Genomic DNA, 23,424 nt, shown 5'->3' on the forward strand with positions numbered 1-23,424 from the left:
GCCCACCTAGCCCCCGTCATCCCAGCACGCCTTTACGGATCAGATTGATCCCGGCTACGACCAACACGATCAGTGTGACCTTCTTGAACAGCGCCTGATCCATCCGATCCTGGAGCCGGAATCCCACCGCCATGCCCGCCAAAGCCGCAGGCAAAAGGGCAGCGGAAAAGACCCCAGTGTCGGCGTTCAAGACACCCGAGCGGAGATGCGCCAAAACCAGAACGACGGACCCTGCACCATAGATTACGCCCTGGACCACCATCTGACGGGCCTTGGGCGTCTCAATTGCCAACAGGTAAAGCACCGTTGTCGGCCCCCATGTCCCGGCAAGCCCACCCAAAGCGCCAGAGATCAGGCCGATTCCCCACTCCGCAGCCACGCGCCGGTGCGGCGGGATGGTCAGGCGCACTCCGCTGAGTTGGATCAGCGACAGGCCGACGACCGGTATGCCGAGGATGAAGTAGAACCACTGCCGGGGGATTAACGTCACCAGCTGCGCGGTCGCGAAGATGGCCACCACAACCACCACCAAGTACCGCCAATGCAGACGCGCCGCATCTTTGGCGGCCGCAGGGCCTTGGCGCGTAACTTGCCAGCCATTCGTCACCAGAACGGACACCAGAATACCCGCAAGGGCCAACCGCGGGTCCAGGAAACTACTCAGCCCGGAAATCATGATGAGCGGCAGCGCAAAACCCACCGAGCCTTTGACCACACCGGCAAAGAAGGCGATACTCACCGCAAGGGCCCAGTCGATGGGTGACAGAACGTCCATGGCCCCCTGCTACGCCTCGGAGCGATCTGGGGCCAGTCAAAGTGACGCGGACATATTATTTTCTTGTCCGCGCCCCTTTCGGGAATTAAGTTACGCTGCAACTGCAAAGACAGACTCGCGAGACAGGAGCCTCCGATGCCCCATGATGGCCAGACAATGCCCGTTGCCGACACCACTGCCGGTGTCCTGCTGCCCGATCTACTGACGCTGACTGCTGAGGCCGTCACGGTCGTCGAAGCCCTTACGCAGAAAGCAAAAACGGCCGTTCAAGCGCGCGTGACCAAGGACGGGCGTATCAGCAACGGCCTGGTCGAGGCGGAACAGACCGCGACCCATGGCTTTGCCTGGCTGGCCACCTATTCCCAGTCGCTCACGCAGATGCAGAAATGGGCCGAGCGCCTGACCGCCGATGGTGCCTTCGGCGAAACCGAAGCGCTGATCCATCAGATCGCGTTCGGCGAGTACCTCTGGCAGCTCTACGGTGGCATCCCCATGAGCCAGACCGAAATACTTCGCCCGCAAGACATCGGCCTGAGCCAAGACGATCAGCGCGACATGATGACGCCCGCCGTCATGCTGCTGTGCAACCAAGGCAACAGCCAGGCTGCGCGCCAGCGCCTCGTCGAATTGATGCGCGACCAGACCGCAAACGCCACCTTTGGCACCACCGGTCTGGACGAAGAGCTGGAGATGATCCGCGATCAGTTCCGCCGTTGGTCCACGGATCGTGTCGCCCCCCATGCCCACGAATGGCACCTGAAGGATGAGCTTATCCCCATGGAGGTCATCGAAGAGATGTCCGAAATGGGCGTCTTCGGGCTCACCATCCCCGAGGAATTCGGCGGTTTGGGTATGCCGAAAGCGGCCATGTGCGTCGTCTCCGAGGAACTCTCCCGGAGCTACATCGGGGTCGGGTCGCTCGGCACCCGGTCTGAGATCGCGGCGGAGTTGATCCTCTGCGGCGGCACGGATGAGCAAAAGCAGAAGTGGTTGCCGCGCCTTGCCTCGGGCGAGACCCTTCCGACGGCAGTCTTTACCGAGCCGAACACCGGCTCCGACCTCGGGTCGCTGCGCACGAAAGGCGTCAAGAACGAGGCCGGGGACTGGATCCTGAACGGCAACAAGACCTGGATCACCCACGCCGCCCGGACGCAGGTGATGACCGTGCTGGCCCGGACCATTCCGGACACGAACGACTATCGCGGCCTGTCCATGTTCCTGGCCGAGAAGACCCCCGGAACGGACGAGCAGCCCTGGCAGGATCCCGGCATCTCTGGTGGTGAGATCGAGGTGCTCGGCTATCGAGGGATGAAGGAATACACCGTCAACTTCGACGACTTCGAAGTGAAGGGTGAAAACCTGCTGGGCGGCGAAGAAGGTCAGGGGTTCAAGCAACTCATGCAGACCTTCGAAAGCGCCCGGATCCAGACGGCCGCGCGCGCTATTGGTGTGGCCCAAGCCGCCCTGGACGAGGCTCTGGCCTATGCCGAGACGCGCAAACAGTTCGGCAAGGCTCTGGTGGAATTCCCCCGTGTTGCCAACAAGTTGGCGATGATGGCCGTGGAGATCATGGTCGCCCGTCAGCTCACGTACTTCTCGGCGGATGAGAAGGACAACGACCGTCGCTGCGACGTGGAAGCCGGGATGGCCAAGCTGCTCGGGGCCCGTGTTGCCTGGGCCAGCGCCGACAACGGGTTGCAGATCCACGGCGGCAACGGCTTCGCGCTGGAATACCCGATCAGCCGGATCCTTTGCGATGCGCGGATCCTCAACATCTTTGAGGGCGCCGCCGAAATTCAGGCGCAGGTTATCGCACGTCGCCTCCTCGGCTAAGTCTGAGGCGCAAGGTCCGTATTACGGCCTGCACGCCGATCGCTATCGCAAGGTCCGCCCATTGGGCGGGCCTTTTGCATTTGGGGCCGGACGAGGGCGCAAACAGAGGTATGATGCATCGGTGACATGGGGGTGATCCCGGTCCGCCCACCGGAGAAACCCATGTTATGCACCTTGCTGGCCCTGTTCTGCCCCGACGAGACAATCAGCGGATACGCGGAGCCGACCGTGTCCTACGCCTTGGTCGAGATGGCCGAAGCCGACGTGGCGTTAGATGCAACGATTTCTTTTCCGGAGGAGGGTGTCGTCCAAGGGCGCGGGCCGTGCAACACGTTCACCGCGGCCCAGTCCCTCCCCTACCCTTGGATCAGCATTGGCCCGGTCAAAACGACACGCGCAGCCTGCCCGGAGCTGGCGTCAGAGACGGCGTTCCTGGCCGCCTTAGAGCGCGCGACCCTGGCCGAGGTGCAAGGCCCGACCCTGATCCTCTCGACCGTGGATGAGGTGCTTTTGGTCTTCCGCGCGAAGTGATCGGTTACGCCCGGCGCAGCGCCTCGATCAAGCGTCCACGGGCGGGCGGCACGGGCCGGTCACCCAGGCTGGGGGCCAAAAAGGCTTTGAGAAAGTGCCCCGTGACGTCGAGGGCAGAAAGAACCTCGGACAGCGTCGCCTCTGCCCCCAAAAGCATCGGCGGCAGTGGTAGCAGACGGTCCGCCCAGACCCCTGCCCCCGCACGGCTGACGGCGCGGCCCGTGCGCGGCGAGATATAAGCCAGATCCTCCGTCGTACCCGTTGCAGCGCAGGCGCTGAGATCCAAGCGCAAGCCGGTCTCCGCCAACAGCGCCACTTCCCAAAAGGTGTAGTCGCGCAGCCAACCTTGACCGTCCGCGAGGGCATCACACAGTGCCTCGGTCCGTGCGTGGAAGTCTGGCAGCGCCTCCCGCTCTGGGAGCGCAAAGGAGCACAGCGCCGATGTCGACGTCAGCGCGGCCAGGCGGAGCGGGTCCGATAGAACGTCGCCCGCGCGGCTGCGGATCGGTTCGGGGCTATAGGTGCCAAGGTGGTCCACAAGTCGGGCGCGCCAGGTGACCGACACGGCGTTGCCGGGCTGTAGCAGTGGCGCCTTTTTGCGGGAGCGTCCCCCGTGGACCACGCCCAAGTGACGACCATGGTCGCGGGTGAAAACCTCTAGGATGGCAGCGGTCTCGCCGTGGGGCCGTGCCGCCAGGACGATACCTCGGTCGCGCCACTCGATCATGTGAGACCGTCTTCATCCAAGAGATGGCGGCCCGCGCGGTCTTCGACCTCCAACACCCAAAGGTCCGGGTCGAAGCTGGCCTGTTTGGCGCAGGCCGCATCGCAGTCGCGATCTGCACCTTCGGCAAGCACGATCCAGGCGCGATCCCCTGTGGTGAGGTCAAAACTGCGCTGATAGACGCGCGCCTGGCCATCAAGCGTGTTGAGTTTGACCAGAACCGCTCCGGACGTGTCGTCCCCGTGGCGCACGACCATGCATGGGATGCCGTAGAGATCCAGGCGCTTGCGGTAGGCCGCGACCCAGAATGATGCGGTGAGGCGGGTCATCGGGCAGAGGGGGGCGTTGCCCCCCGCCTGCGGCTCCCCCCGCATATTTTTGGAACATCGAAGGGGGGGCGGGCGGGTGTTATGGTTAATGGAGAGTGAAGAGGTTGGCGGGCTGTGGGGCCATTGTCTCGTGATCTTGGCCGGAGGGCGTCCACTGGGTGACGGCCCCAGGGAGAGCGGTGAGATTGGGTGTGGTTTCGTATGTGGCCGGTGTTTCCAGCCTCCGTTCGTGGACACACGGCAGAGCGTGATCGACGGGGATAGGGGACTGAAGACGCTGGCGCGGCGCGTCCCTTTGGTGCTGTCACATCCGCCTTGCGGTGGGACCGCTTTGAGGGTGTGCTGCGCCTCATGCCTCGCCGTCTTTGAAGTCGAGGCCCATGGCGTCGAACCGCTCCGCTTCGTCCAACCAGCCGGGGCGCACCTTGACCTGAAGGAAGAGGTGCACGCGGTGGCCGAGGAACTCTTCCAACTCGGCGCGGGCCGCTTGGCCCACCGCTTTGGTCGTTTCACCCTTCCGACCCAAAACGATGCCCTTGTGCCCATCGCGGACCACATAGATCACCTGGTCGATCCGGGCCGAGCCGTCGGGGCGGTCTTCCCAAGCTTCGGTCTCGACAGTCAACTGATAGGGCAATTCTTGATGCAGGCGCAGGGTGAGCTTTTCGCGCGTGATCTCCGCTGCGATGGCCCGCAAGGGCGCATCGGCGATTTGGTCGTCCGGGTAGAGCCAGGGTCCTTCGGGGACGCGGGCGGCCAAGTCGGCGCGCAGATCATCGACACCGTGTCCCTTTTCCGCCGAGATCAAGAAGGTCGCCCCAAAAGGATAGCGGTCGTTCATCTTTTGGGTCAGCGCCAACAGGGTTTCGGGCTGCACCCGGTCGATCTTATTGATCGCCAAAAGGACGGTCGCGCCCTGATCCTTGCGGTCGTCCAGGGCGGTCAGGATGGTCTCAACGCCGTCTGTCAGGCCCCTGTGGGCCTCAATCAGCAGAACCACCACATCGGCATCAGCGGCGCCTGTCCAGGCGGCAGCGACCATGGCGCGGTCCAAGCGCCGTTTGGGCCGGAAGAGCCCTGGCGTGTCCACGAACACCAGTTGGGACGCGTCCTGCTGGGCGATGCCGCGGATGCGCGCCCGGGTGGTCTGTACCTTATGGGTCACGATGGAGACCTTGGCCCCCACCATGCGGTTCAACAGGGTGGATTTGCCCGCATTCGGTTCGCCGATGAGGGCGACAAAGCCCGCGCGCGTCATCTCGTCAGTCATTGCTTACCTTTTCAAGGAGCGCCTTGGCAGCGGCTTGTTCGGCGGTGCGTTTGGCCTTTGCTTCGCCTTCGGCCTGGCGACCATCATCGAGGCGGGCCGCGATGCGAAACACGGGGGCATGGTCGGGCCCGGATCGGTCCAACACGACGTATCGCGGCGGGGGCATGCCACGCCCCTGGGCCCATTCTTGCAAAGTGGTCTTGGCGTCCCTGGCATCGGCCTCAACCCGGGATAGACGGTCCCCCCAGAGGCGCAGGATCATGTCGCGCGCGGCCGACAGACCACCGTCCAAATAGACAGCGGCGATAACCGCCTCCATCCCATCCCCCAACAGAGCGATCTTGCGGCGCCCGCCCGTCATCTGTTCGGAGCGTCCCAATTTGAGCACGGCGCCTAACTCCACTTCGCGCGCTACATCGGCGCAGGTCTCCTTGCGGACGAGGGCGTTGAAACGGGGGGCAAGCTGACCTTCGGTGGCGGCTCGGTCATCGCCCATGAGGGCCTCGGCGATCACCAGGCCCAGAACGCGGTCGCCCAGGAATTCGAGCCGCTGGTTGTCCGCCCGGGTCGCCGACGCGATGGAACTGTGGGTCATGGCGCGGATCAGCAGATCAGGCCGCGTGAAGACATGGCCGATGCGGTCTTGAAAGCCGCGTAGTTCCGCCGAGATCTTCATGGTTGCGTCCCCTTGGCAAAGAGCATGACGCGGCCCCGCACAGCCTCGGCCGGAATGAACCCGCGACCGCCATCGGCCAGACTGCGCCGGCTGTCGCTGGCCACCGCACGGTTATCGCCCAAGATATAGAGCGTGCCATCAGGCACCTGGACAGGCGCAATGTTGTCGAGATCAGACGCTCCGCTTTGCAGGATGCCGTAGCGCGCGCCGGAGGGCAGGACCTCGGTCGTGCAGGCATCATCGGGGCATCGTTCGTGTCGGGCGGGCACGCCGTCGATGATTGGCACGCCATCACGGAACGCCACCGTCTGCCCGCCGAAGGCAACGGCGCGGGCGATGTTGAGAGCCAATTCATTGCCGTTGTCGGCGAACTGATAGGTCACCAGATCCCCGGATGTGACCTCCCCCCCAATGGAGTCGAACGCCAAAAACACCGCCTCTGCGGGCAGGGTCGGTTCCATATGGGCGGATGTCATGCGGAGCGGCGACCAGAGGGCCCGCGTCGCAACCAAGAGCACCATGACGATCAACAGCCCCGTGCCGACCACGTAGCGGCCAGCGGGGCGAAAGCGGTCGGGGTCCACCGGGCGAGGGGCGGCCAGGAGCGCCCAGATCAGCATCCCAAGCCCAATCACCGGCACGGCGAACAGAGCGGCGAACCAACCGCTGCGTCCCATGTCATGGAGCCGTCGAACCACCGCCGTAAACCAGCAGGCCGCCGACAGTCCGAAGATCAGATAGAGCGCCAGACGGACCCACAGGGGTGCCGTCTCGAGGGAGCCGCTCGTCGCCAAAAGCAAGGCGATCACCTGAAAGCAGAGCGTCCAGACCAGCAAGCTGACGCGGCTGCCCGTGCCAGAAAGACCGATGTGCGGCGTCACACGATCTCCTCAAAGAAGCGGTCGAGGCGCCAGGTCCAGAAGAACAGCATCCGGCTGCCCGCAGAGGAGAAAATCACTCGGTCGGCCCGACCGATCAAATTTTCGTAGGGCACGAAGCCAACCCCGCCACGGGACCGCGGCGTCCGGCTGTCGGATGAGTTATCGCGGTTGTCGCCCATGAAGAAATACTGCCCTTCGGGGACCGTGAACACGGGCGTCGTATCGCTGGAGGTCACGCCCACATCCAAAATCGAATGGGTCACGCCGTTGGGCAGTGTCTCCAGGCTGCGGGGCTTTTCGCAAGCGCCGCCTTGACCGACCGGGGCATTGGCGCAGCGGGGCAGAATGCGTTGCGGCCCTTGGGGTTCGAAGGTTTCGATGAACGGCTCAACGGGCTCAACCGGCAGGGCTTCGCCGTTGAGGTACAAACGACCTTCCCGCATCTGAACCGTATCACCGGGCAACCCTATGAGGCGCTTGATGAAATCGTCGTTCGTGACTGGGTGGCGAAAGACGACCACATCGCCGCGTTCCGGCTCGGACCCCAGCAAGCGGCCTGAGAAGGGGCAAATCGAAAACGGGCAGGAGTGACGGGAATAGCCATAGGCCATCTTGTTCACAAAGAGGAAATCGCCGATCAGCAGCGTGTCCTTCATGGACCCCGACGGAATCCAGAAGGGCTGGAAAAAGAGGGTTCGAAAGACGCCCGCGATCACCAACGCCCAAAAGACCGTCTTAACGGTTTCCCAGGGTCCTTCTTTCTTATCCGCGCGCGCTGCCATGCCTGCTGTCCCTTGCGTTTTTCTCCCCCTGCCCCCTGCCCTCGCCCCTGTCAACCGGGGCCATGGGGCAACCCGCGCGCAGACCACCGAATGCCAAGCTAGACCAAAGGCTGCCGACGGCTGACTTGGGTCGGTTTGGCTAGGAAGTCGTGGCTTGGTCAGGGCTGTCCATGATGAATACTGGCAGCCTTCGCGACACGGTATGGTTAAGCCTGATCCCGGCGGGGAAGCGGCGCGCGCGGGTGGGCCTCGATCACGACAAAGGCCTGGGCCCAGGGTCGGTCGTCGGTCAGGGATACGTGGATTACCGCCTCATGGCCCTCTGGCGTCATCGCGGCCAGACGCTCTGCAGCCCATCCGGTCACCGTCATCACTGGCTGGCCCGTATGCAGGTTGGTGACGGCCATGTCCTTCCAGGCAATGCCCATGCGCAGGCCGGTGCCCAGCGCCTTCGAACACGCTTCTTTCGCGGCCCATCGCTTTGCGTAGGTGCCAGCCACGTCTTGGCGCCGCTCGGCCTTTGCTTGCTCGATTTCGGTGAAGACACGATTGCGGAACCGATCCCCGAACCGGTCCAGAACGCCCTGGATGCGGTCGATGTTCGCCAAATCGGTCCCGACGCCGAGGATCATGGGGCCGGATTGCGCCGCCACAGGGTCAGCAGGCCATCGCGGATCAAACCCAGACCGGCCAGACCGAACAGAGCCGAGGCGCCGGCATCTAGCCAGCGGCGCAACCGCCGGTAGGCCAACCGCATGGGGCCGCGTGAAAAGGCGAAGCCGTAGACGAGGTAGATGGCAACAGTGACCCCCATGGCCAAGGGAACCAGCAGCCAGGCAAGCTCGGGCGCATCCACAGGCGTGCCGACGGCGATGGTGGCTGTCCAGGCAAAGACCGACTTCGGGTTGGAGAGATTGAGCAGCAAGCCCGCACGGAACGAGGCGACCACGGGCGGTGGTGCCCCTTCCGTTGTATCCAACGCGGAGCGACCGGCGCCCCAGGCGAGGTAGATGAGGTAGAGACCGCCGAGGATTTTCAGAGCGATCAGGGCAGACGGCGCAGCCGCCAAGACGGCGCCGAAGCCTGCAGCAGCCAAGATGCCCCAACCACCGAGGGCAAGGGCCATCCCAAGGGTCAGGGCGACCGTGGCGCCAAAGCCGCGCGCCATTGCCGTGGTCACCACGGCGACAACTGCAGGACCTGGCGAGGCGCAGACCACAGCGAAAGTGGCCAAGCCGATCAAGAGGGTTTCCATGTGTCGTCTCCAATCTGCTCAACCCGCAGTTTAATACCCGAAATCTTTGCAAGTCAGGTGCGGCGGGGAAAAGAGTTTTCTCAGAAAACTCTTTCAAAGACTTTTGGACCAAAAGTCTTTGCCCCCCAAACACCCGTCCTGTCGCAAGATACGCCGCTGCACCGATCCGCAGTCGTGCTGGCCCTTGCGGCCCCTCTCAGGCCGCTGACCGAGCCAGGTCCATGAGGCGCCGCATCTCTGCGATTGCACCGTCCAGACCCCGAAAGACGGCTTCACCGATCAGGAAGTGCCCAATGTTCAGTTCGACCACTTCGGGCAGCGCAGCGATGGGCCCGACGGAATCGTAGCTGAGGCCATGCCCTGCGTGGACTTCGAGGCCGAGCTCATGGGCGAAGGTCGCCCCTGCGGTGAGACGTTCCAACTCTGCGGCAGCGGCCCCATGGTCGCCCGCGTCCACGGCATGGCAATAGGCCCCCGTATGCAGTTCGACCACGGCGGCGCCCACGCGCAGGGACGCCTCGATCTGGCGGGGATCGGGCGCAATGAAGAGCGACACACGGGCGCCTACCTCGACGAAGGGCGCGATGTAGCCAGTCAACCGATTGGCATCGCCCGCGACCTCCAATCCGCCCTCGGTCGTCCGCTCCTCCCGCCGTTCAGGCACGAGGCACACCGCATGGGGTTTGGTGGCCAAGGCAATGCGCGCCATCTCCTCCGTAGCGGCCATCTCGAAATTCAGCGGAACGTCTATGGCTTCGTTGATGGCGGCCATGTCCTCATCGCGGATATGGCGCCGATCTTCGCGCAGGTGCGCCGTAATCCCATCGGCACCGGCCGCCTGGGCCGCAAGGGCCGCGCGGACGGGATCGGGGGTCGCGCCCCCACGTGCGTTGCGCAGGGTCGCCACGTGGTCGATGTTGATGCCGAGCCGCAGAGTGTCCATGGGATGCCTCATGAGATGGAACCGCCCCGAAGCTGTAGCCCAGCGGTTGCGGCGGCTCCATCCCCCGTTCCCCGCTAGACGGAGGTCACGGGGACGCAGACCTCGGTCACCAGGTCCTCGACCGGCGTTGTCCGCACATTATTGAGGTAGCGTTCAAAGGGGATTCCCGCGCGCGGCACCAGGTTCCGTTCTGACAGCGCCACATTGAACATGTAGTGCCAAGCCGCCGGCAGGCCGAGGTAGGGCCCCACGTGGGTCAGCACGGCAAAGTCGCCACCTTCCACATCGACCCGCTCCATCGCGGGCGGCACCTCACCGGAGAGCACGACCCGGCCCGCATGGGACCGGAGATCCTCGACCGCCGTATCCTGTGGACTGTCGTAGTAGATCCCGATGGAGTCGCCTGTCGGCTGGCCGGAGGCTGTCAGCATATGGTCCATCTTTTGGAAGACGGCACCGATCTGCGTATAGGCGCCGCGATGGGACAGGGCGGCAATCGTGAAGGATGTCTCTGAACGGGTTTCAACGGGGTACATGGTCCAATCTCCTGTTTTGGAAGGGATGAGTGGCGAGAGCATTCGACGCCCCGCCCGCGCGGCCAGCGGCGTGACGCCAAAGGCCCGACGGAAGGCGCGCTCGAAGCTCTGCACGTTGACGTAACCGCACCCCTGCCCCACGCGGACCACGGGCAGGTCGGTGGTGACCATCAAAGCGGCGGCGCGGTTCAAGCGTATGCGCCGGACGACCGATGAAACACCCTCGCCGGTGATCTCATGGAACACGCGACTGAAGTGAAATCGCGACAATGCAGCCACATCCGCAAGCTCATCCAGGGAGAGCCCCCTGACGAGGTTGCGGTGGATGTGGGTCATCACACGGTCGATGCGTGGGGCTTGGGGATGGCGGGTCGTCATGGGGCCCACGTACCATGGTCCCATCCGACAGATCTTGCGGGATTGCTGCCTTGGTCGGCCCTGTCCTTGGGCGGTGCGAGGTGCCTCAGGCGGCGCCGTCGCCGGGGGGCGCCTGCAACTTCCGAGCCGCTTTGGCGGGACCTGAGGCCGCGGCCTTCTCAGCCGCGCGCGCCCGGATCGCATCCAGCTTTTTCTTGATCTGTCCGCGTCTGCGGCGCTGGTAGGCCTCAATCAACGGCAGGCTGATGGTATAGGCGGCGAGGCCGGTAAAGATGCCCGGAACGATCCCGCCCACAAGCCACGGATAAAACACGTCGTCCCAGAACAAATGGGTGGCGGTCCAATCAACGGATCGCCCGGTAAGCGCATACCAGGAGTTCCAGAACACATCCGCGCCAGCATCAAAGAACTTGCCGAAGATGGATTTATCGACCTCCCGGTCCATGTCGGACCCCAGCATCCAGTGGCCCAGGTTCAACGACACCACACCAATGGGGACGTAGGTCAGGGGGTTGCCAAAGAAGGTCCCCAGCAGCGCGGCCATGACATTGCCGCGCACGAGCCACGCCAGGAGCGCAGCCACCACGAAATGCACGCCGTAGAAGGGGGTAAACGTGGTGAAGACGCCCACCATAATGCCACGGCTGATTTTACGAGGCGTATCGGGCAGCCGCCGCAACCGGTGTTTCACATAGATCGCAGCACGGCCCCAGCCCCCACGGGGCCAAAGCGCCCGGAGGAATGATTGCCAGATCGGCAGCTTATCTCGGCGTTTGAACACCGGCGCGAGCTCCTCCTACGGCGCGGGCGCACCCCTCAAGACAAGGCGGCCCCGACCTCCATCGGTTTCGCATCTCGCAGGCGATGGCGCACCACCTTGGCGACATCGTCATCGGTCTCCGTTGCCATCATCACGGCGTGCAGATGCTCCCGATCACGCACGTCCACGTCGATGTGAAGTCGAAAGAAGTCAGGCTTACGGTCTTCGAATGTCATGTTCGAGATATTGGCGTTCTGCTCGGCGATCAACGTGCAAATCCGCCCCAAAACGCCAGGATCGTTCGAAATCGTGATGTCGAGCGTCACGGCGTTTTGGGCGGCGTGGTGACCCGGGTGCCAGCTGAGATCGACCCAACGGTCGGTTTGATCCTCGAACTCGGCCATGCGGGGACAATCGATGGCATGGACGTCCACGCCTTGGCCGCGATGGGTCAGGCCAACGATCCGCTCGCCAGGCACGGGCTGGCAGCAGGGCGCACGGGTGAAAGAGGCGCCGGGTTCAAGCCCGACGATGGCTTGCTCGGCCTGGACGTCCGGGGCGGGGCGGGCCGCCGCCAGTTCGGGATAGAGGCCCGAGACCACGGCGCGGGCGCTGATCTCCGAGGCGCCGATGGCGGCCAGCAGCGCCTCCGCATCTTCGTGACCCGCAGCGCGGGCGGCCGTGGCCAGGGCCTTGTCCGACGACGCCTTGCCCACCTGGGCAAAGGCCACGCGCGCCAATTCACGGCCCAAGCGCACATGGCCGGAGCGGCGTTCCGCCCGCAGCGCCTTACGGATAGCCGACTTGGCGCGTCCCGTAGTCGCGATGTCGATCCACGTCGCCTGTGGGGTCTGCGCTTCGGCAGTGACAACCTCGACCGACTGCCCGTTGCGCAGCCGTGTCCAGAGCGGGACCCGCATGCCGTCCACCTTTGCGGCCACTGTCTGGTGCCCCAAGCGGGTGTGGATCGCATAGGCGAAGTCGATGGGTGTTGCCCCTTTGGGCAGTTTGATCACTTCGCCCTTGGGCGTGAAGCAGAACACCTGATCGGTGTACATCTCCAGTTTGACCGCCTCCATGAACTCCGCATGGTCGGCGGATTCCACAAAGCGCTCGGTCATCTGCCGCAGCCATTCGGCGGGATCCACGGCAAAGCGGTTCTCGGCCCGCACCCCATCGCGATAGGACCAATGGGCGGCGACCCCACGCTCGGCGACTTCGTGCATCTCGCGGGTGCGGATCTGAACCTCGACCCGCTTCCCATCTCGGCCGGAGACGGTCGTGTGAATAGACCGGTAGCCATTGGATTTTGGCTGGCTGATGTAATCTTTGAACCGTCCCGGCACCGACCGCCAGCGCTGATGGATGGCGCCCAAGGCCCGGTAACAATCGCCCTCGTTCTCGGTGATGATTCGAAAGCCGTAGATGTCGGACAGCCGGCTGAAGCCGATGTCCTTCTCTTCCATCTTGCGCCAGATGCTGAAAGGTCGCTTCGCCCGGCCAAACACCTGTGCGGCCAACCCGGCCTTATCCAACTCGGTCACGATGTCGTCGCTGATCCGTGCGATCACATCGCCCGTTTCCTGGCGCAGGGTCGCGAACCGACGCAGAATCGAAATCCGCGCCTCGGGGTTGAGGACCGAAAAGGACAGATCCTCCAACTCCTCCCGCATCCATTGCATGCCCATGCGTCCGGCAAGCGGCGCATAGATTTCCATGGTTTCATGGGCCTTTTGGGCCTGCTTTTCGGGCTTCATGTGTTTGATCGTCCGCATGTTGTGCAGACGATCGGTGAGCTTCACGAGGATCACGCGCATGTCCTTGGACATGGCCATGAAGAGTTTGCGGAAGTTTTCGGCCTGTTTTGTCTCGGAGGACGACAATTCCAGGTTGGTCAGTTTGGTGACCCCATCGACCATCTCGGCGATATCCTCGCCAAACCGCTCTGCCACTTCGGCATAGGTCGAGCGGGTGTCTTCGATGGTATCGTGCAACAGCGCCGTGATGATGGTGGCATCATCCAACCGCTGTTCGGTCAGCAGGCCCGCAACGGCCACCGGATGGGTAAAATACGGCTCCCCAGAGCGGCGGGTCTGGCCTGCGTGCATCTCCGCGCCATAGGCGTAGGCGGCGCGGAGTCTGTCTTGGTCGGTCCGCGGGTTATAGGCCCGGACAAGCGCGACAAGGTCGTCGACCTCGATCATGGCGGTCTGGGCCATTGGCGGTCCTTACTTCTGGACCTGCGCCTCCATCAGAGCGCGCAGCAATTTCTCTTCGGACATGTCATCCTGGGCCGGTGCGTCTTTCTCAACGCCCATCAACAGGGCCATGCTGTCCTCTTCCGGCTCGTCCACTTCGATCTGCGTCTGGTTGGACTCGATCAGACGCTCCCGCAGATCATCGGCCTGCTGCGTCTCATCAGCGATCTCGCGCAGGGCCACGACAGGGTTCTTGTCGTTGTCGCGATCCACGGTGATCGGCGAGCCGGTCGCGATCTCCCGCGCACGATGCGCGGCGAGCATCACAAGCTCAAATCGGTTCGGAACCTTGTCGACGCAGTCTTCTACGGTCACGCGGGCCATGGGGCGCACCTCGGATCGGGAATAGGAGCGCTGGACATACGCGCGACGACGGGGCTTGACAACCCCGACCTAGAGCGGATGCAGCCGCCGAATACCCTTCCGCGCAGCCCTAGGCAGCCCCCGCACCATGCTGCGAACGCTCTGCCCCGTCAGGGGATGGCGCCACTGGGGCGCGATCTGAGCGAGAGGGATGAGGACAAATCCACGGTCCTGCATCCGCGGGTGGGGCACGAGCAGCCCGCTGGGGGCCGCGCTCCGCTGGGCCCCAAGGTCCAGCCCCATCCAGCGACGGACCGTGCCTGCATCCGGCAGCACACGGCCATCGGTCGCGATCAGATCCAAATCAAGCACGCGGGCACCCCACCGCAACGATCGGACACGCCCAAAGCGATCCTCGATTCGGTGAAGACGGTCCAAGACGGACCGTGACGGCAGATCCGATTGAATGGCCGCCGCGGCATTGACGAAATCGGGACCAATCCCAGGTGGCCATGCAGGCGTGGCATAGAGGGGGGAGACCCGCGTCGATGGGCCAAAAACCGCGCGCAACGCACCGGCGGCCAGCGCAAGCCTGCGTGCATTTCCCGCACGCGTGCCTGCAGAATTGGCACCGAGCGCGATCAGGTGTAATGACATAAGATGGTGCCTACTTATTGCGCGTTGCGTTAAACTCTTTACATACCCCCGAACGGAAGTCAGCGCCCGGACACTCACACACTCACCCGGTAAGCTGCCTCAAGAGGAAAATCTGATGTTTTACCGAGACGAGCGCTTGGCGCTCTTCATAGACGGGTCGAACCTATACGCAGCTGCCAAAGCGCTTTCGTTCGACATTGACTACAAGCTTCTGCGTCAAGAATTTGTCCGACGCGGCAAGATGTTGCGGGCGTTTTACTACACCGCGCTTCTGGAGAACGAAGAATACTCACCGATTCGACCGCTGGTTGATTGGTTGCAGTACAACGGCTTCACCATGGTGACGAAACCGGCCAAGGAATTCACCGACAGCCAGGGTCGACGCAAGGTTAAGGGCAACATGGACATCGAATTGACGGTGGACGCCCTGGAGACCGCTGAGCACGTTGACCACATCGTCCTGTTCTCCGGCGACGGGGATTTCCGTCCGCTGGTAGAGGCGCTGCAGCGCAAAGGTGTCCGCGTATCGGTTTGTTCGACGATCCGGTCCCAGCCTCCGATGATCGCCGATGATCTGCGGCGCCAAGCCGACAACTTCATCGAGTTGGACGAGCTGCGCGATGTCATCGGTCGCCCGCCGCGGGAGCCGCGCGAAGCCGACGCGCAAGTGGCCGCCGGCTAAGGGCCTTTGGGCGGGCGCGGTCGAAACGCTGGCAGACGCCAACCGAACCGGATCGCCCCTGCCCGCAGCGCAAAGGTGACAAGGGCGCAGGCCCCCATGGGGGCCAGGCCTGTCGCGCCCAACTCCCGCGCCAAGACCGCAGCGGCCCCACCCGCCAAGGCTGCGGTCACGTAGAGTTCGCCTTGCTTGAGGACGAGCGGGACTTCGTTGCAGACGACGTCCCGCATCAATCCGCCCATGCAGCCGGTGACAACGCCCATCACGACCTGTACCCAGATGCTTTGTCCCAGGCCGTGGGCGACCGCGACCCCCGCTGCGGCGGCAACGGACAGGGCGATGGCGTCCAGCCACACAATCCAAGTTAGGCGCGAGGCGACCAGATGATGGGTGAAGAACACCCCCAGCGCGACCGTGGCGGCCACGGCCACCGGCGCGGGGTCAGCGATCCAGAACACAGGCTCCCGCCCGAGCAATAGATCCCGCAGGGTGCCGCCCCCCACCGCTGTCAAACAGGCCACAAAGATGAAGCCCACCGGGTCCAGTTGGGCCCTCGCCGCGACCAGGGCACCAGTCATCGCGAAGACCAAGACGGAGGCCAAATCGAAGGCGGCGGCGAGTGTCATGCGCCCCCCGGGCGGTGGTCGCCCAAAGGGACCTCAGAGGCGGGTGTAGCACCGGTGCCGTCAACTTGGACCACTGCGGCGCGCCTGCGACCAAATGCGGATCGATACGGGGCGACCCGGGCCTGTGATGCCGATCCCCGGCGGTTTGTATTCGATGCGCCTGCGGCGCCGCCTATAAGCTGGGACGCGGCTATCCCATCAAAACAGCCCCGCATGTCGATGCAGGCGGCCAGGGCCTTGCGATGACGCGCTCCACAGACGGCGCCTAGGCTTCGCACCGGGCCCATGGGTAAGTCGGACCGCCAGTCCTTGCCAATCGCCACAACTCGCTTGGCCCCCCAGCCAGACGGCCACTGGCGCGCGCGGTTGGCCGCAGTTCGCGTCTGTCCCGAGGAGCAGACCGCGTAGCCGCCAGGAAACCAGCCGCAGACAGAGACGACCTGCGATGATCGCCCCTTCATCGGGCGGATTTGAACGGCGCCATACCTGCCCGCGCCAGGGCGTCCGCCCGTTCGTTCTCCGGGTGGCCAGCGTGCCCCTTGACCCATTCCCAGGTCACCGAATGGCGGGCTTGGGCCGCATCCAAGCGGCGCCAGAGATCCTCGTTCTTGACCGGCTTGCGCGTGGACGTCTTCCAGCCATTGCGCTTCCATCCGTGCAACCAAGCGGTGATCCCGCCTTTGACATACGCGCTGTCTGTCACGACCGTCAGGGTCACGGGCCGTTCCAAGGCTTCCAGGGCATGGATCGCAGCCAAGAGTTCCATCCGGTTGTTGGTGGTATCGGCTTCGCCGCCGGTCAGCTCCCGCTCCTTGATGACGGTGCCGTCGCGGCTTGCGATCAACAAAGCGCCCCAGCCGCCGGGTCCGGGATTCCCGGAGCAAGCGCCATCGGTATAGGCAATCAAATCAGTCATGGTCTTTCCGGCTCAGGTGAACGATGTAGCCCGCCGCGTGGCCATCCAGCCCCATGGCTTTGCCCTCCCGCCTGGAGAAGGGGGTCAGGCCAGCAGCCCCGGTCATACGGTCGAGATCGCTGGCCTCGACATAGGTGTACCGGCGCCCGAGCGCATCCCGTTGCATCCCGGCGCCGCGCTTCATGGCCACATGCAGCACGCCACCAGGGCACAGGGCCTGGGCCGCCCGTTCAACGAGACCGGGCACCTCGACCTCGTCCGCATGGAGCAGGGAAAAATTCGCCCAAATCCCACGATACCGCGGGTCCGTCGGAAGATCTGCAAAGACCTCTTGTCGGGCATCCACGCCCTTTTGGCGGGCAAGGGCGACCATTTCTGCGGTGGCATCCGTAGCCTCCACCGTAGCACCAGCCGCCGCGAAAGCCTGCGCATCATGACCGGGGCCGCAGCCCCAATCGAGGATCGGTCCGTCCCCATCCGGCAGCGCCGCCAAAAAGGTCGCACGATCCGGATCGGTGTCTTGACCCATCGCCTCATAGTCGCATGCCTTCGCCGCATAGACCGCGATGGTCTCGGCGTCTGTCACAGGACGATCGGAAGCAGGCATAAAATAACCCCCGTTGTCAGAAGGATGCGAAGTTTCATCCACCATTCGGGCGCAAGGCCCTGGTTCCAGAACATCCAGTCCAAGGCAAGCAGCCCGACAAATCCAGCCATCAGCGCCATCGCCGCCGAGACCGGGCCACCCCCGACCATGAAGAACGCCCAAAGGGCAGGCAAAACCGACAAAGCATAGCCCGACGTGGCGACGCCTTCCTCGGCCCGGGTGGAAAACCCCCAGAGCACGCCGGACATGAACGCCAAGATCACCGTCCCGTAAGACAGGCCGACATAAGGTCCGATGAACCGGGGGCCGACCCATTGCATCGTCAGCGACGCGGCTTGGGGCACCCACATCGTGACCACGCCCCAGGCGAACGGCAGAATTCCGGCCAAACCAAGGACCAAGGCAGAGGTTGGAACACGCGATGTAAACATGACCGGGGGATGCCACGGTCAGAGGATTTTCGAAACCTCCATTTTCGCGGAAGGCGCGACCGGAGAGGTACGCCTAGCGATCCAATGCACCCAGCACTTCGGCAATGCGTTTGTCGCGGGTGGCGGGGCGTTTCGCGGTTTCGATCCGATGGAGCAAGCCGCGACGTTTCCCTGGGCTGAGCGCCTCCCAGGCGGAGGTTTTGTCCGCTGCCCGCAAGGCAATGGACAGTTCGGGCGGCACCTCGACCACATTCGGATCAGCAGGGCGCAGGCGGACCGAGACAACCTCGCCCGGTTGCAGACCACTGGCATCGAGGAATGCCTTCCCCGCCCAAAGGAACGCTTCGTCTACGACCGGCGCGCGCGTTGGCGCCAGATTGACGGGGTGGTCCCCGATCTCCCCTTCGACGCGCTTGGGCTGGCCCAGAGCGGCCATAACATCATCGGGCAGGCGCAAGATGGTGTAGGTGCTACGCCCCCACTCCAGCGGTCTGAACTGCCCTTCGAAGGTGACCCAGTCGGTCACGCCCGCTCTAACGCGAGACGCCCGGCAAGCGCGGCAAAGACGGCGGCAAAGGACCGGTTGAGCCAAGCCATCGCCCGCTCTGGCGAGAGGATCCAAGCGCGACAAGTCCCGGCAAAGACGCCGTAAACCGCAAAGACCGCGAAGGTCATCGCCATGAAAACCGCGCCCAGCAGCGCCATCTCCAGCGTCGCGCGGGCCGGATCCCCCGAGAGGAATGGCGGCAGAAGTGCCAGGAAGAAGATCGACAGCTTTGGGTTCAGTACGTTGATCAGCGTGCCGCGCCAGGCCACGCGCCAAAGCGGGTCAGAAACCTGCTCGGCGGGTTTGACCGCAAGGGCGCCGGTCTGCCGTAGGGCCCCCCAGGCCATCCAGAGCAGGTACGCCACACCTGCAAACTTGACGACGTTAAAGAGCAGTGCGGAGGTATGCAGCACCGCCGCCAGACCAAGCGTGGCGGCCAGCAGGTGCGGCACGATCCCAAAGGTACAACCAACCGCAGCGGCCAAGGACGCGATGCGCCCACGCCCAAGGCCCATGGCAAGGGTATAGATCACGCCTGTGCCTGGGGCGATAACGACGACGAATGCGGTGACGATAAATTGCCAGGTAATCATTCCCGGAGCATGCGCGTTCGGGACAGGTCGCGCAAGGCTCTAGGACTTTGCATCACCGCGTTAGATGGCAACGCTGGTCAGCGTGGGCACCGGTGCCAAGTCCGACGGCGCCGCCAGGATCAGGGTGAGGAAAACGACCGCCAGCAGAGCGGCGGGAACGCGTAGTGTGTAGGGCATGGGTCTTCTCCGTGTGTTTGGTTCGAAGGGGTGCGGATCTGTCCGCCTGTGATCCAAACATAGGGGTGCGACGTCCTGCCGCATAACCACGATCCGTCACGCTTTGGCGATCCGGCGTGACGGCGGCGCGATCACTTGGTCAGGCGACCGCCGGGCACAAGGTCAGGGTCCGCGAAGTTGTGGGTGGCCGCATCCGTCTGGGTCAATCTCTGGCATGAACACACGGCCTCGAACGGCGCGCTTGCATCTCCAACAGCACCTCTGCCCTAGAGGTCATGGACAGCTTAACCTCCCGACGCGAGGGATCGGTCGCGGGCAACCCTCACCGCCGGTCGGTACATCCCATCAGGTCATCGGAAGGCAGGTAGGCCGTAACAACTGGGCAGAACACGACAACGCCACTGCGGTCGCGCGCGATCAAACAAAGTGCAGGGTGAGGCTCTCCCCTCGGGAGGGCCAACGCTGGCGGGAGGACGCCATCTCCCATCGCCGTCTTCTCAAAGGCTTGAAGCGAGGCGCCGTCAGTTTTTCCAGTCGGCTTTCCGACCATTGGGTCGCCCGGCGCCTCCTCGCGAGTCGGCTTGCAACCCACCCAGCGGTCGTACCGCGCGATGGTAAGTCCTTCGGCCTCGCCTGCCGCACCAAGCGCAGCCACGCCATTGGCCGAGACAGAGGAACAACTGGCATTCCCCTCCAGCCGCGCGATGGACACTAAAGCCGCCGTATGCTGCGGTCTGCCCTTGGCTAGGCCTGCGCTACGACCGCAGGACATCGACTGCGCATAATTGCAGACCGGTTGCGGCAGCGTTGGCCCGCGCCAACCGGGCTCGCGGGTCCAAGTGGCCGAGGCACCGGTCGGAAGGCATTCCCCCCCGCGACAGTCAGGCCGGTTCGCGCAGGACCCGTGGTACCTTGAACTCCACGTTCTCCTCGGCGGTGACGACCTTTTCGACGGTCATCTCAAACCGCTCTCCGAAAGCAGCTACGACTTCGTCGATCAAGACCTCCGGGGCGCTGGCACCGGCCGTAATCCCGACAGATCCGATCCCCTCCAGCGCACGCCAATCGATATCCGTGGCCCGCTGGACCAATTGCGCATAGGCGCACCCTGCTTTGGCCCCGACCTCGACCAGGCGCTTGGAGTTGGACGAGTTGGGCGCCCCCACCACCAAGATGGCATCGCACTTGGGCGCCATGGCCTTCACCGCCTCTTGCCGGTTGGTGGTGGCGTAGCAAATGTCTTCCTTGTGTGGCCCGACAATCGCTGGGAAACGCGCTTGCAGCGCGGCCACCACGCCCGCCGTGTCGTCAACGGACAAGGTTGTTTGGGTGATAAAGGCCAGCCGCTCCGGGTCGCGGGGCGTCAAGGTCGCGACGTCCTCAGCGGTTTCGACCAGCAAGACCTCCCCCTCGGGCAGTTGACCCATGGTGCCAATGGTTTCTGGATGACCAGCATGGCCGATCATCACCATTTGCAGGCCATTGTCGTGGTGGCGCGCCGCCTCAATGTGGACCTTGGACACAAGGGGACAGGTGGCATCCACAAAGGTCATCTCCCGCGCCTCAGCGGCGGCAGGCACCGATTTCGGCACGCCATGGGCCGAAAAGATGACGGGCCGGTCCGGGGGACATTCGTCCAATTCCTCGACAAAGACAGCCCCCTTATCGCGCAGGCCATCCACGACGAACTTGTTATGGACAATCTCGTGGCGGACGTAGACGGGCGCGCCCCACTTCTCCAGGGCCATCTCAACGATCTTGATGGCGCGGTCGACGCCCGCGCAGAAACCACGCGGGGAGGCAAGATAAAGGGTCAGGGGCGGCTTGGTCATGGGGCTGTCCTCGGATGTCCTAGGCAGATGTATGCGCCGCGAGCGGAGGGGTAAAGACGCTGGCCGTACGCCCCTACCGTCGGAATAGGGACAGGCCAAAGGCTGAGGACGCCGGGACCGGCGGACGAAGCCCCGCTTACCGCCGCCAATGGGTGGGCACGACGATCAACGCACCCACCGAGGCCAGGATTGCGTTCAACCCCGGAGCACGAAAGCCCAGGCCAAACATGATGGTGACGAAATAGAACACAAAGGCCCCGCCGACGCAGATGATAATGCTCTGCAGGATCCCATTGTGGGTAAAGCCCGTGCGCTCGCTCACGTAGCCGACGATCCCGGCGATGACGACCGTTCCGATCAGGGTTGGAAACATGGTGGGCTTCTCCTGGGGGCTGCCGCTCTCACTGTCGGGCGGCAGTCGGCGAGGGACAAGCCCCTTAGGTCTCGACCGAGGCAAAGGGCTGGCCTGCCTCGACCCGCGCGCCGCGCCGCCACTCTTCCGCCGCCATGGGCCCGCGTCCGGCGGGCTGTACCTCCAACAGGGACAGGGCGCCATCACCGCAGGCGACCACCAGACCCGGCGCGTCCAAGACTGTGCCCGGTGCCCCCTGCCCCGCACAGGTCTCGGCCCGCAGCAGCTTGATGCGCGCCCCATCGCGCAGAACGAAGGCCCCCGGAAAGGGCGACAGGCCATTCACCTGCCGGGCCAACCCCGTGGCAGGCAAGGTAAAGTCGACCCCACCCTCGGCCTTGTCGATCTTGTCTGCATAGGTCACGCCCTGGTCCGGCTGCGCCACCGGGGACAGCGTCTCCAACTGGGGCAGAACACGTCCAATCAAACGCGCGCCCATTTGCGACAGACGGTCATGCAAATCACCGGTGGTCTCGGTCGCGCCGATGTCCGTCGCTTCGCGCATCAGGACCGGACCGGTATCGAGCCCAGCCTCCATCTGCATGATGCAGACCCCCGTGCGGTCGTCGCCAGCCATGATCGCGCGATGGATAGGGGCCGCGCCCCGCCACCGGGGCAACAGCGAGGCGTGGATGTTCACACAGCCCAGGCGCGGCGCATCCAGAACCGCTTGGGGCAAGATCAGACCATAGGCCACGACCACAGCCACATCCGCCTGGAGATCGACAAAGTCCTGCTGCGCCTCGGCGTCGCGCAACCGAGTGGGGTAGCGCACCGGCAAGCCCAGCGCCTCGGCACGGGCCTGGACCGGTGACGGCCGGAGCTTCTTGCCGCGCCCTGCGGGCCGAGGTGGCTGACAATAGACGCAGACGACCTCATGCTCTGCCGCCACAGCCTCCAACACGGGCACGGAGAAATCCGGCGTTCCCATGAAAATCACGCGCATCCGTCCCCCCTCGCGCCCGTTTGGGTCATCCATACTTGCGGAATTTGCGCAGCAGCATGTCCCGCTTCATCTTGCTGAGACGATGGATATAGAGCTTGCCGTCCAAGTGGTCGATCTGATGCTGAACCGATGTGGCCCGCAACAGGACGAAATCTGCCTCACGCGGGACCCCGTCGCGGTCCAGAAAGGCGACCGTCACGGCGCGGGGACGACGCACTTTGGCAGAGACACCCGGCAGGTTGGGCGACGCCTCTTCATAGTCCCGCAAATCGACACTCGCGTGGAGGATCCGAGGGTTGGCCAAGTAGGTGATCCCCTGCCCGTCTCCGCTGTCGACGACGGCCAAGCGCTGCAGGATGCCCAACTGGGGCGCGGCCAATCCGACGCCCGGCATCGCCCGCATGGCGGAGACCATCTCGTCCCAGATTGCACGCGTCTCGGCGGTCACGGCAGTGACGGGCGCGGCGGGCGTGGTCAGCCGCGGATCGGGCCAGCGAAGCAGGGGACGATGGGTCATGCCGCCTCCTGCCACGGGGACCCGCCCGGGGTCCAGAGACTGGCGCATTTGGACGGGTAGGAGGTCGTTCGTTGAACGACTGCTGCGACGATGCCGGGGGTTTGAGGCCAAGGCGACTTTTGATGCGGGCGCTCCCGATCCAGAGGGCACATCCTGGTTTCGGTCACGTGGCTGCGTGTTGGCGTCTCTCGCGTCTAAAATGCCACTGGTGCAGTCTTGCGATAGGTCTGGGGTCATGCTCGCGGCAAAA

General features: G+C 64.2%; 29 protein-coding genes. 3 read left to right on the plus strand and 26 right to left on the minus strand.

Annotated features, from left to right (window positions below):
- Positions 1-16: 16 nt before the first annotated feature.
- Positions 17-775: a sulfite exporter TauE/SafE family protein gene (locus tag K5R33_RS01480; RefSeq protein ID WP_220747192.1), complete on the minus strand. Its 759-nt coding sequence runs from the start codon at positions 773-775 to the stop codon at positions 17-19.
- A 135-nt stretch (positions 776-910) separates the two neighbouring features.
- Between K5R33_RS01480 and K5R33_RS01485 the strand changes: the two genes are divergently transcribed.
- Complete coding sequence (locus tag K5R33_RS01485) at positions 911-2,608, plus strand: acyl-CoA dehydrogenase family protein (RefSeq protein ID WP_220747193.1); 1,698 nt, start codon at positions 911-913, stop codon at positions 2,606-2,608.
- A gap of 162 nt (positions 2,609-2,770) precedes the next feature.
- Positions 2,771-3,139, plus strand: a complete 369-nt coding sequence (locus K5R33_RS01490) for an META domain-containing protein (RefSeq protein WP_220747194.1) — start codon at positions 2,771-2,773, stop codon at positions 3,137-3,139.
- A gap of 4 nt (positions 3,140-3,143) precedes the next feature.
- Here the strand turns inward: K5R33_RS01490 and recO are convergent, their stop codons facing one another.
- From recO to folK, 14 genes are all read right to left on the minus strand, one after another.
- The gene (gene recO / locus K5R33_RS01495; protein ID WP_220747845.1) at positions 3,144-3,863 is read right to left on the minus strand and encodes a DNA repair protein RecO; all 720 of its coding nucleotides are present in this window, start codon (positions 3,861-3,863) and stop codon (positions 3,144-3,146) included.
- Positions 3,863-4,192: a DUF1491 family protein gene (locus tag K5R33_RS01500; RefSeq protein ID WP_220747195.1), complete on the minus strand. Its 330-nt coding sequence runs from the start codon at positions 4,190-4,192 to the stop codon at positions 3,863-3,865. Before K5R33_RS01500 ends, recO begins: the two co-directional genes overlap by 1 nt.
- 349 nt (positions 4,193-4,541) lie before the next feature.
- On the minus strand, positions 4,542-5,462 hold the full coding sequence (gene era / locus K5R33_RS01505; protein ID WP_220747196.1) for a GTPase Era: 921 nt from the start codon (positions 5,460-5,462) through the stop codon (positions 4,542-4,544).
- Positions 5,455-6,138, minus strand: coding sequence for a ribonuclease III (rnc, locus tag K5R33_RS01510; protein ID WP_220747197.1), 684 nt, complete (start codon positions 6,136-6,138; stop codon positions 5,455-5,457). The genes era and rnc overlap by 8 nt, the downstream gene beginning before the upstream one ends.
- Positions 6,135-7,019 (minus strand): signal peptidase I, encoded by an 885-nt coding sequence (lepB, locus tag K5R33_RS01515; RefSeq protein WP_220747198.1) that lies wholly within the window; start codon positions 7,017-7,019, stop codon positions 6,135-6,137. The genes rnc and lepB (K5R33_RS01515) overlap by 4 nt, the downstream gene beginning before the upstream one ends.
- Positions 7,016-7,801, minus strand: a complete 786-nt coding sequence (gene lepB, locus K5R33_RS01520; protein ID WP_220747199.1) for a signal peptidase I — start codon at positions 7,799-7,801, stop codon at positions 7,016-7,018. Before lepB (K5R33_RS01520) ends, lepB (K5R33_RS01515) begins: the two co-directional genes overlap by 4 nt.
- Before the next feature lie 206 nt (positions 7,802-8,007).
- The gene (acpS, locus tag K5R33_RS01525) at positions 8,008-8,433 is read right to left on the minus strand and encodes a holo-ACP synthase (protein ID WP_220747200.1); all 426 of its coding nucleotides are present in this window, start codon (positions 8,431-8,433) and stop codon (positions 8,008-8,010) included.
- Complete coding sequence (locus K5R33_RS01530; RefSeq protein WP_220747201.1) at positions 8,430-9,056, minus strand: LysE family translocator; 627 nt, start codon at positions 9,054-9,056, stop codon at positions 8,430-8,432. Before K5R33_RS01530 ends, acpS begins: the two co-directional genes overlap by 4 nt.
- A gap of 196 nt (positions 9,057-9,252) precedes the next feature.
- Positions 9,253-9,999, minus strand: a complete 747-nt coding sequence (locus K5R33_RS01535) for a pyridoxine 5'-phosphate synthase (protein ID WP_220747202.1) — start codon at positions 9,997-9,999, stop codon at positions 9,253-9,255.
- A gap of 74 nt (positions 10,000-10,073) precedes the next feature.
- Entirely contained in the window at positions 10,074-10,913 is an 840-nt protein-coding gene (locus K5R33_RS01540; protein ID WP_220747203.1) for an AraC family transcriptional regulator, read from the minus strand.
- 85 nt (positions 10,914-10,998) lie between these two features.
- Entirely contained in the window at positions 10,999-11,694 is a 696-nt protein-coding gene (locus tag K5R33_RS01545; protein ID WP_220747204.1) for a DUF2062 domain-containing protein, read from the minus strand.
- Positions 11,695-11,729: 35 nt separating this feature from the next.
- Positions 11,730-13,877 carry a RelA/SpoT family protein gene (locus K5R33_RS01550; RefSeq protein WP_220747846.1) on the minus strand — a complete coding sequence of 716 codons (2,148 nt, stop codon included), beginning with the start codon at positions 13,875-13,877 and terminating at the stop codon, positions 11,730-11,732.
- Between the two features lie 24 nt (positions 13,878-13,901).
- A complete protein-coding gene (rpoZ, locus tag K5R33_RS01555) occupies positions 13,902-14,255 on the minus strand; it encodes a DNA-directed RNA polymerase subunit omega (RefSeq protein ID WP_220747205.1) in 354 nt (117 codons plus the stop codon).
- 69 nt (positions 14,256-14,324) lie between these two features.
- Positions 14,325-14,891, minus strand: a complete 567-nt coding sequence (gene folK / locus K5R33_RS01560; protein WP_220747206.1) for a 2-amino-4-hydroxy-6-hydroxymethyldihydropteridine diphosphokinase — start codon at positions 14,889-14,891, stop codon at positions 14,325-14,327.
- 115 nt (positions 14,892-15,006) lie between these two features.
- Here folK and K5R33_RS01565 point away from each other — a divergent pair, with 115 nt between their 5' ends.
- Complete coding sequence (locus tag K5R33_RS01565) at positions 15,007-15,573, plus strand: LabA-like NYN domain-containing protein (RefSeq protein ID WP_220747207.1); 567 nt, start codon at positions 15,007-15,009, stop codon at positions 15,571-15,573.
- On the opposite strand, the gene K5R33_RS01570 is transcribed toward K5R33_RS01565, so the two are convergent.
- The 11 genes from K5R33_RS01570 to def form a co-directional block, all read right to left on the minus strand.
- Positions 15,570-16,196: a trimeric intracellular cation channel family protein gene (locus K5R33_RS01570; protein WP_220747208.1), complete on the minus strand. Its 627-nt coding sequence runs from the start codon at positions 16,194-16,196 to the stop codon at positions 15,570-15,572. The two genes, K5R33_RS01565 and K5R33_RS01570, sit on opposite strands and share 4 nt — an antisense overlap.
- Before the next feature lie 457 nt (positions 16,197-16,653).
- Positions 16,654-17,112: a ribonuclease HI gene (gene rnhA / locus K5R33_RS01575; RefSeq protein WP_220747209.1), complete on the minus strand. Its 459-nt coding sequence runs from the start codon at positions 17,110-17,112 to the stop codon at positions 16,654-16,656.
- On the minus strand, positions 17,105-17,719 hold the full coding sequence (locus K5R33_RS01580; protein WP_255576092.1) for a class I SAM-dependent methyltransferase: 615 nt from the start codon (positions 17,717-17,719) through the stop codon (positions 17,105-17,107). The genes rnhA and K5R33_RS01580 overlap by 8 nt, the downstream gene beginning before the upstream one ends.
- On the minus strand, positions 17,695-18,150 hold the full coding sequence (locus tag K5R33_RS01585; protein WP_220747210.1) for a DUF3429 domain-containing protein: 456 nt from the start codon (positions 18,148-18,150) through the stop codon (positions 17,695-17,697). The genes K5R33_RS01580 and K5R33_RS01585 overlap by 25 nt, the downstream gene beginning before the upstream one ends.
- Positions 18,151-18,223: 73 nt before the next feature.
- On the minus strand, positions 18,224-18,676 hold the full coding sequence (locus tag K5R33_RS01590) for a YdeI/OmpD-associated family protein (protein WP_220747211.1): 453 nt from the start codon (positions 18,674-18,676) through the stop codon (positions 18,224-18,226).
- On the minus strand, positions 18,673-19,290 hold the full coding sequence (locus K5R33_RS01595) for a LysE family translocator (protein WP_220747212.1): 618 nt from the start codon (positions 19,288-19,290) through the stop codon (positions 18,673-18,675). The genes K5R33_RS01590 and K5R33_RS01595 overlap by 4 nt, the downstream gene beginning before the upstream one ends.
- Positions 19,291-19,789: 499 nt before the next feature.
- Positions 19,790-20,179 carry a hypothetical protein gene (locus K5R33_RS01600; RefSeq protein ID WP_220747213.1) on the minus strand — a complete coding sequence of 130 codons (390 nt, stop codon included), beginning with the start codon at positions 20,177-20,179 and terminating at the stop codon, positions 19,790-19,792.
- 169 nt (positions 20,180-20,348) lie between these two features.
- Positions 20,349-21,299: a 4-hydroxy-3-methylbut-2-enyl diphosphate reductase gene (gene ispH / locus K5R33_RS01605; protein WP_220747214.1), complete on the minus strand. Its 951-nt coding sequence runs from the start codon at positions 21,297-21,299 to the stop codon at positions 20,349-20,351.
- Positions 21,300-21,435: 136 nt separating this feature from the next.
- Positions 21,436-21,672 (minus strand): hypothetical protein, encoded by a 237-nt coding sequence (locus tag K5R33_RS01610; RefSeq protein ID WP_220747215.1) that lies wholly within the window; start codon positions 21,670-21,672, stop codon positions 21,436-21,438.
- 64 nt (positions 21,673-21,736) lie between these two features.
- A complete protein-coding gene (gene fmt, locus K5R33_RS01615) occupies positions 21,737-22,657 on the minus strand; it encodes a methionyl-tRNA formyltransferase (protein WP_220747216.1) in 921 nt (306 codons plus the stop codon).
- Positions 22,658-22,682: 25 nt separating this feature from the next.
- Positions 22,683-23,174: a peptide deformylase gene (gene def / locus K5R33_RS01620; protein WP_220747217.1), complete on the minus strand. Its 492-nt coding sequence runs from the start codon at positions 23,172-23,174 to the stop codon at positions 22,683-22,685.
- Between the last annotated feature and the right edge of the window lie 250 nt (positions 23,175-23,424).

Origin of the sequence: Jannaschia pagri (genome assembly GCF_019655435.1) — a bacterium.
GTDB lineage: Bacteria > Pseudomonadota > Alphaproteobacteria > Rhodobacterales > Rhodobacteraceae > Jannaschia > Jannaschia pagri.

Coding starts and splice junctions, on each gene's coding strand:
- K5R33_RS01610 (WP_220747215.1), bottom strand. CDS start 21,672: ATGTTTCCAACCCTGATCGGAACGGTCGTCATCGCCGGGATCGTCGGC.
- rnc (WP_220747197.1), bottom strand. CDS start 6,138: ATGAAGATCTCGGCGGAACTACGCGGCTTTCAAGACCGCATCGGCCAT.
- K5R33_RS01480 (WP_220747192.1), bottom strand. CDS start 775: ATGGACGTTCTGTCACCCATCGACTGGGCCCTTGCGGTGAGTATCGCC.
- K5R33_RS01595 (WP_220747212.1), bottom strand. CDS start 19,290: ATGATTACCTGGCAATTTATCGTCACCGCATTCGTCGTCGTTATCGCC.
- ispH (WP_220747214.1), bottom strand. CDS start 21,299: ATGACCAAGCCGCCCCTGACCCTTTATCTTGCCTCCCCGCGTGGTTTC.
- K5R33_RS01540 (WP_220747203.1), bottom strand. CDS start 10,913: ATGACGACCCGCCATCCCCAAGCCCCACGCATCGACCGTGTGATGACC.
- def (WP_220747217.1), bottom strand. CDS start 23,174: ATGACCCATCGTCCCCTGCTTCGCTGGCCCGATCCGCGGCTGACCACG.
- K5R33_RS01535 (WP_220747202.1), bottom strand. CDS start 9,999: ATGGACACTCTGCGGCTCGGCATCAACATCGACCACGTGGCGACCCTG.
- K5R33_RS01490 (WP_220747194.1), top strand. CDS start 2,771: ATGTTATGCACCTTGCTGGCCCTGTTCTGCCCCGACGAGACAATCAGC.
- fmt (WP_220747216.1), bottom strand. CDS start 22,657: ATGCGCGTGATTTTCATGGGAACGCCGGATTTCTCCGTGCCCGTGTTG.
- K5R33_RS01500 (WP_220747195.1), bottom strand. CDS start 4,192: ATGACCCGCCTCACCGCATCATTCTGGGTCGCGGCCTACCGCAAGCGC.
- K5R33_RS01550 (WP_220747846.1), bottom strand. CDS start 13,877: ATGATCGAGGTCGACGACCTTGTCGCGCTTGTCCGGGCCTATAACCCG.
- folK (WP_220747206.1), bottom strand. CDS start 14,891: ATGTCATTACACCTGATCGCGCTCGGTGCCAATTCTGCAGGCACGCGT.
- lepB (WP_220747199.1), bottom strand. CDS start 7,801: ATGGCAGCGCGCGCGGATAAGAAAGAAGGACCCTGGGAAACCGTTAAG.
- K5R33_RS01580 (WP_255576092.1), bottom strand. CDS start 17,719: ATGCCTGCTTCCGATCGTCCTGTGACAGACGCCGAGACCATCGCGGTC.
- rnhA (WP_220747209.1), bottom strand. CDS start 17,112: ATGACTGATTTGATTGCCTATACCGATGGCGCTTGCTCCGGGAATCCC.
- era (WP_220747196.1), bottom strand. CDS start 5,462: ATGACTGACGAGATGACGCGCGCGGGCTTTGTCGCCCTCATCGGCGAA.
- K5R33_RS01485 (WP_220747193.1), top strand. CDS start 911: ATGCCCCATGATGGCCAGACAATGCCCGTTGCCGACACCACTGCCGGT.
- acpS (WP_220747200.1), bottom strand. CDS start 8,433: ATGATCCTCGGCGTCGGGACCGATTTGGCGAACATCGACCGCATCCAG.
- K5R33_RS01570 (WP_220747208.1), bottom strand. CDS start 16,196: ATGACACTCGCCGCCGCCTTCGATTTGGCCTCCGTCTTGGTCTTCGCG.
- K5R33_RS01565 (WP_220747207.1), top strand. CDS start 15,007: ATGTTTTACCGAGACGAGCGCTTGGCGCTCTTCATAGACGGGTCGAAC.
- K5R33_RS01530 (WP_220747201.1), bottom strand. CDS start 9,056: ATGGAAACCCTCTTGATCGGCTTGGCCACTTTCGCTGTGGTCTGCGCC.
- rpoZ (WP_220747205.1), bottom strand. CDS start 14,255: ATGGCCCGCGTGACCGTAGAAGACTGCGTCGACAAGGTTCCGAACCGA.
- K5R33_RS01585 (WP_220747210.1), bottom strand. CDS start 18,150: ATGTTTACATCGCGTGTTCCAACCTCTGCCTTGGTCCTTGGTTTGGCC.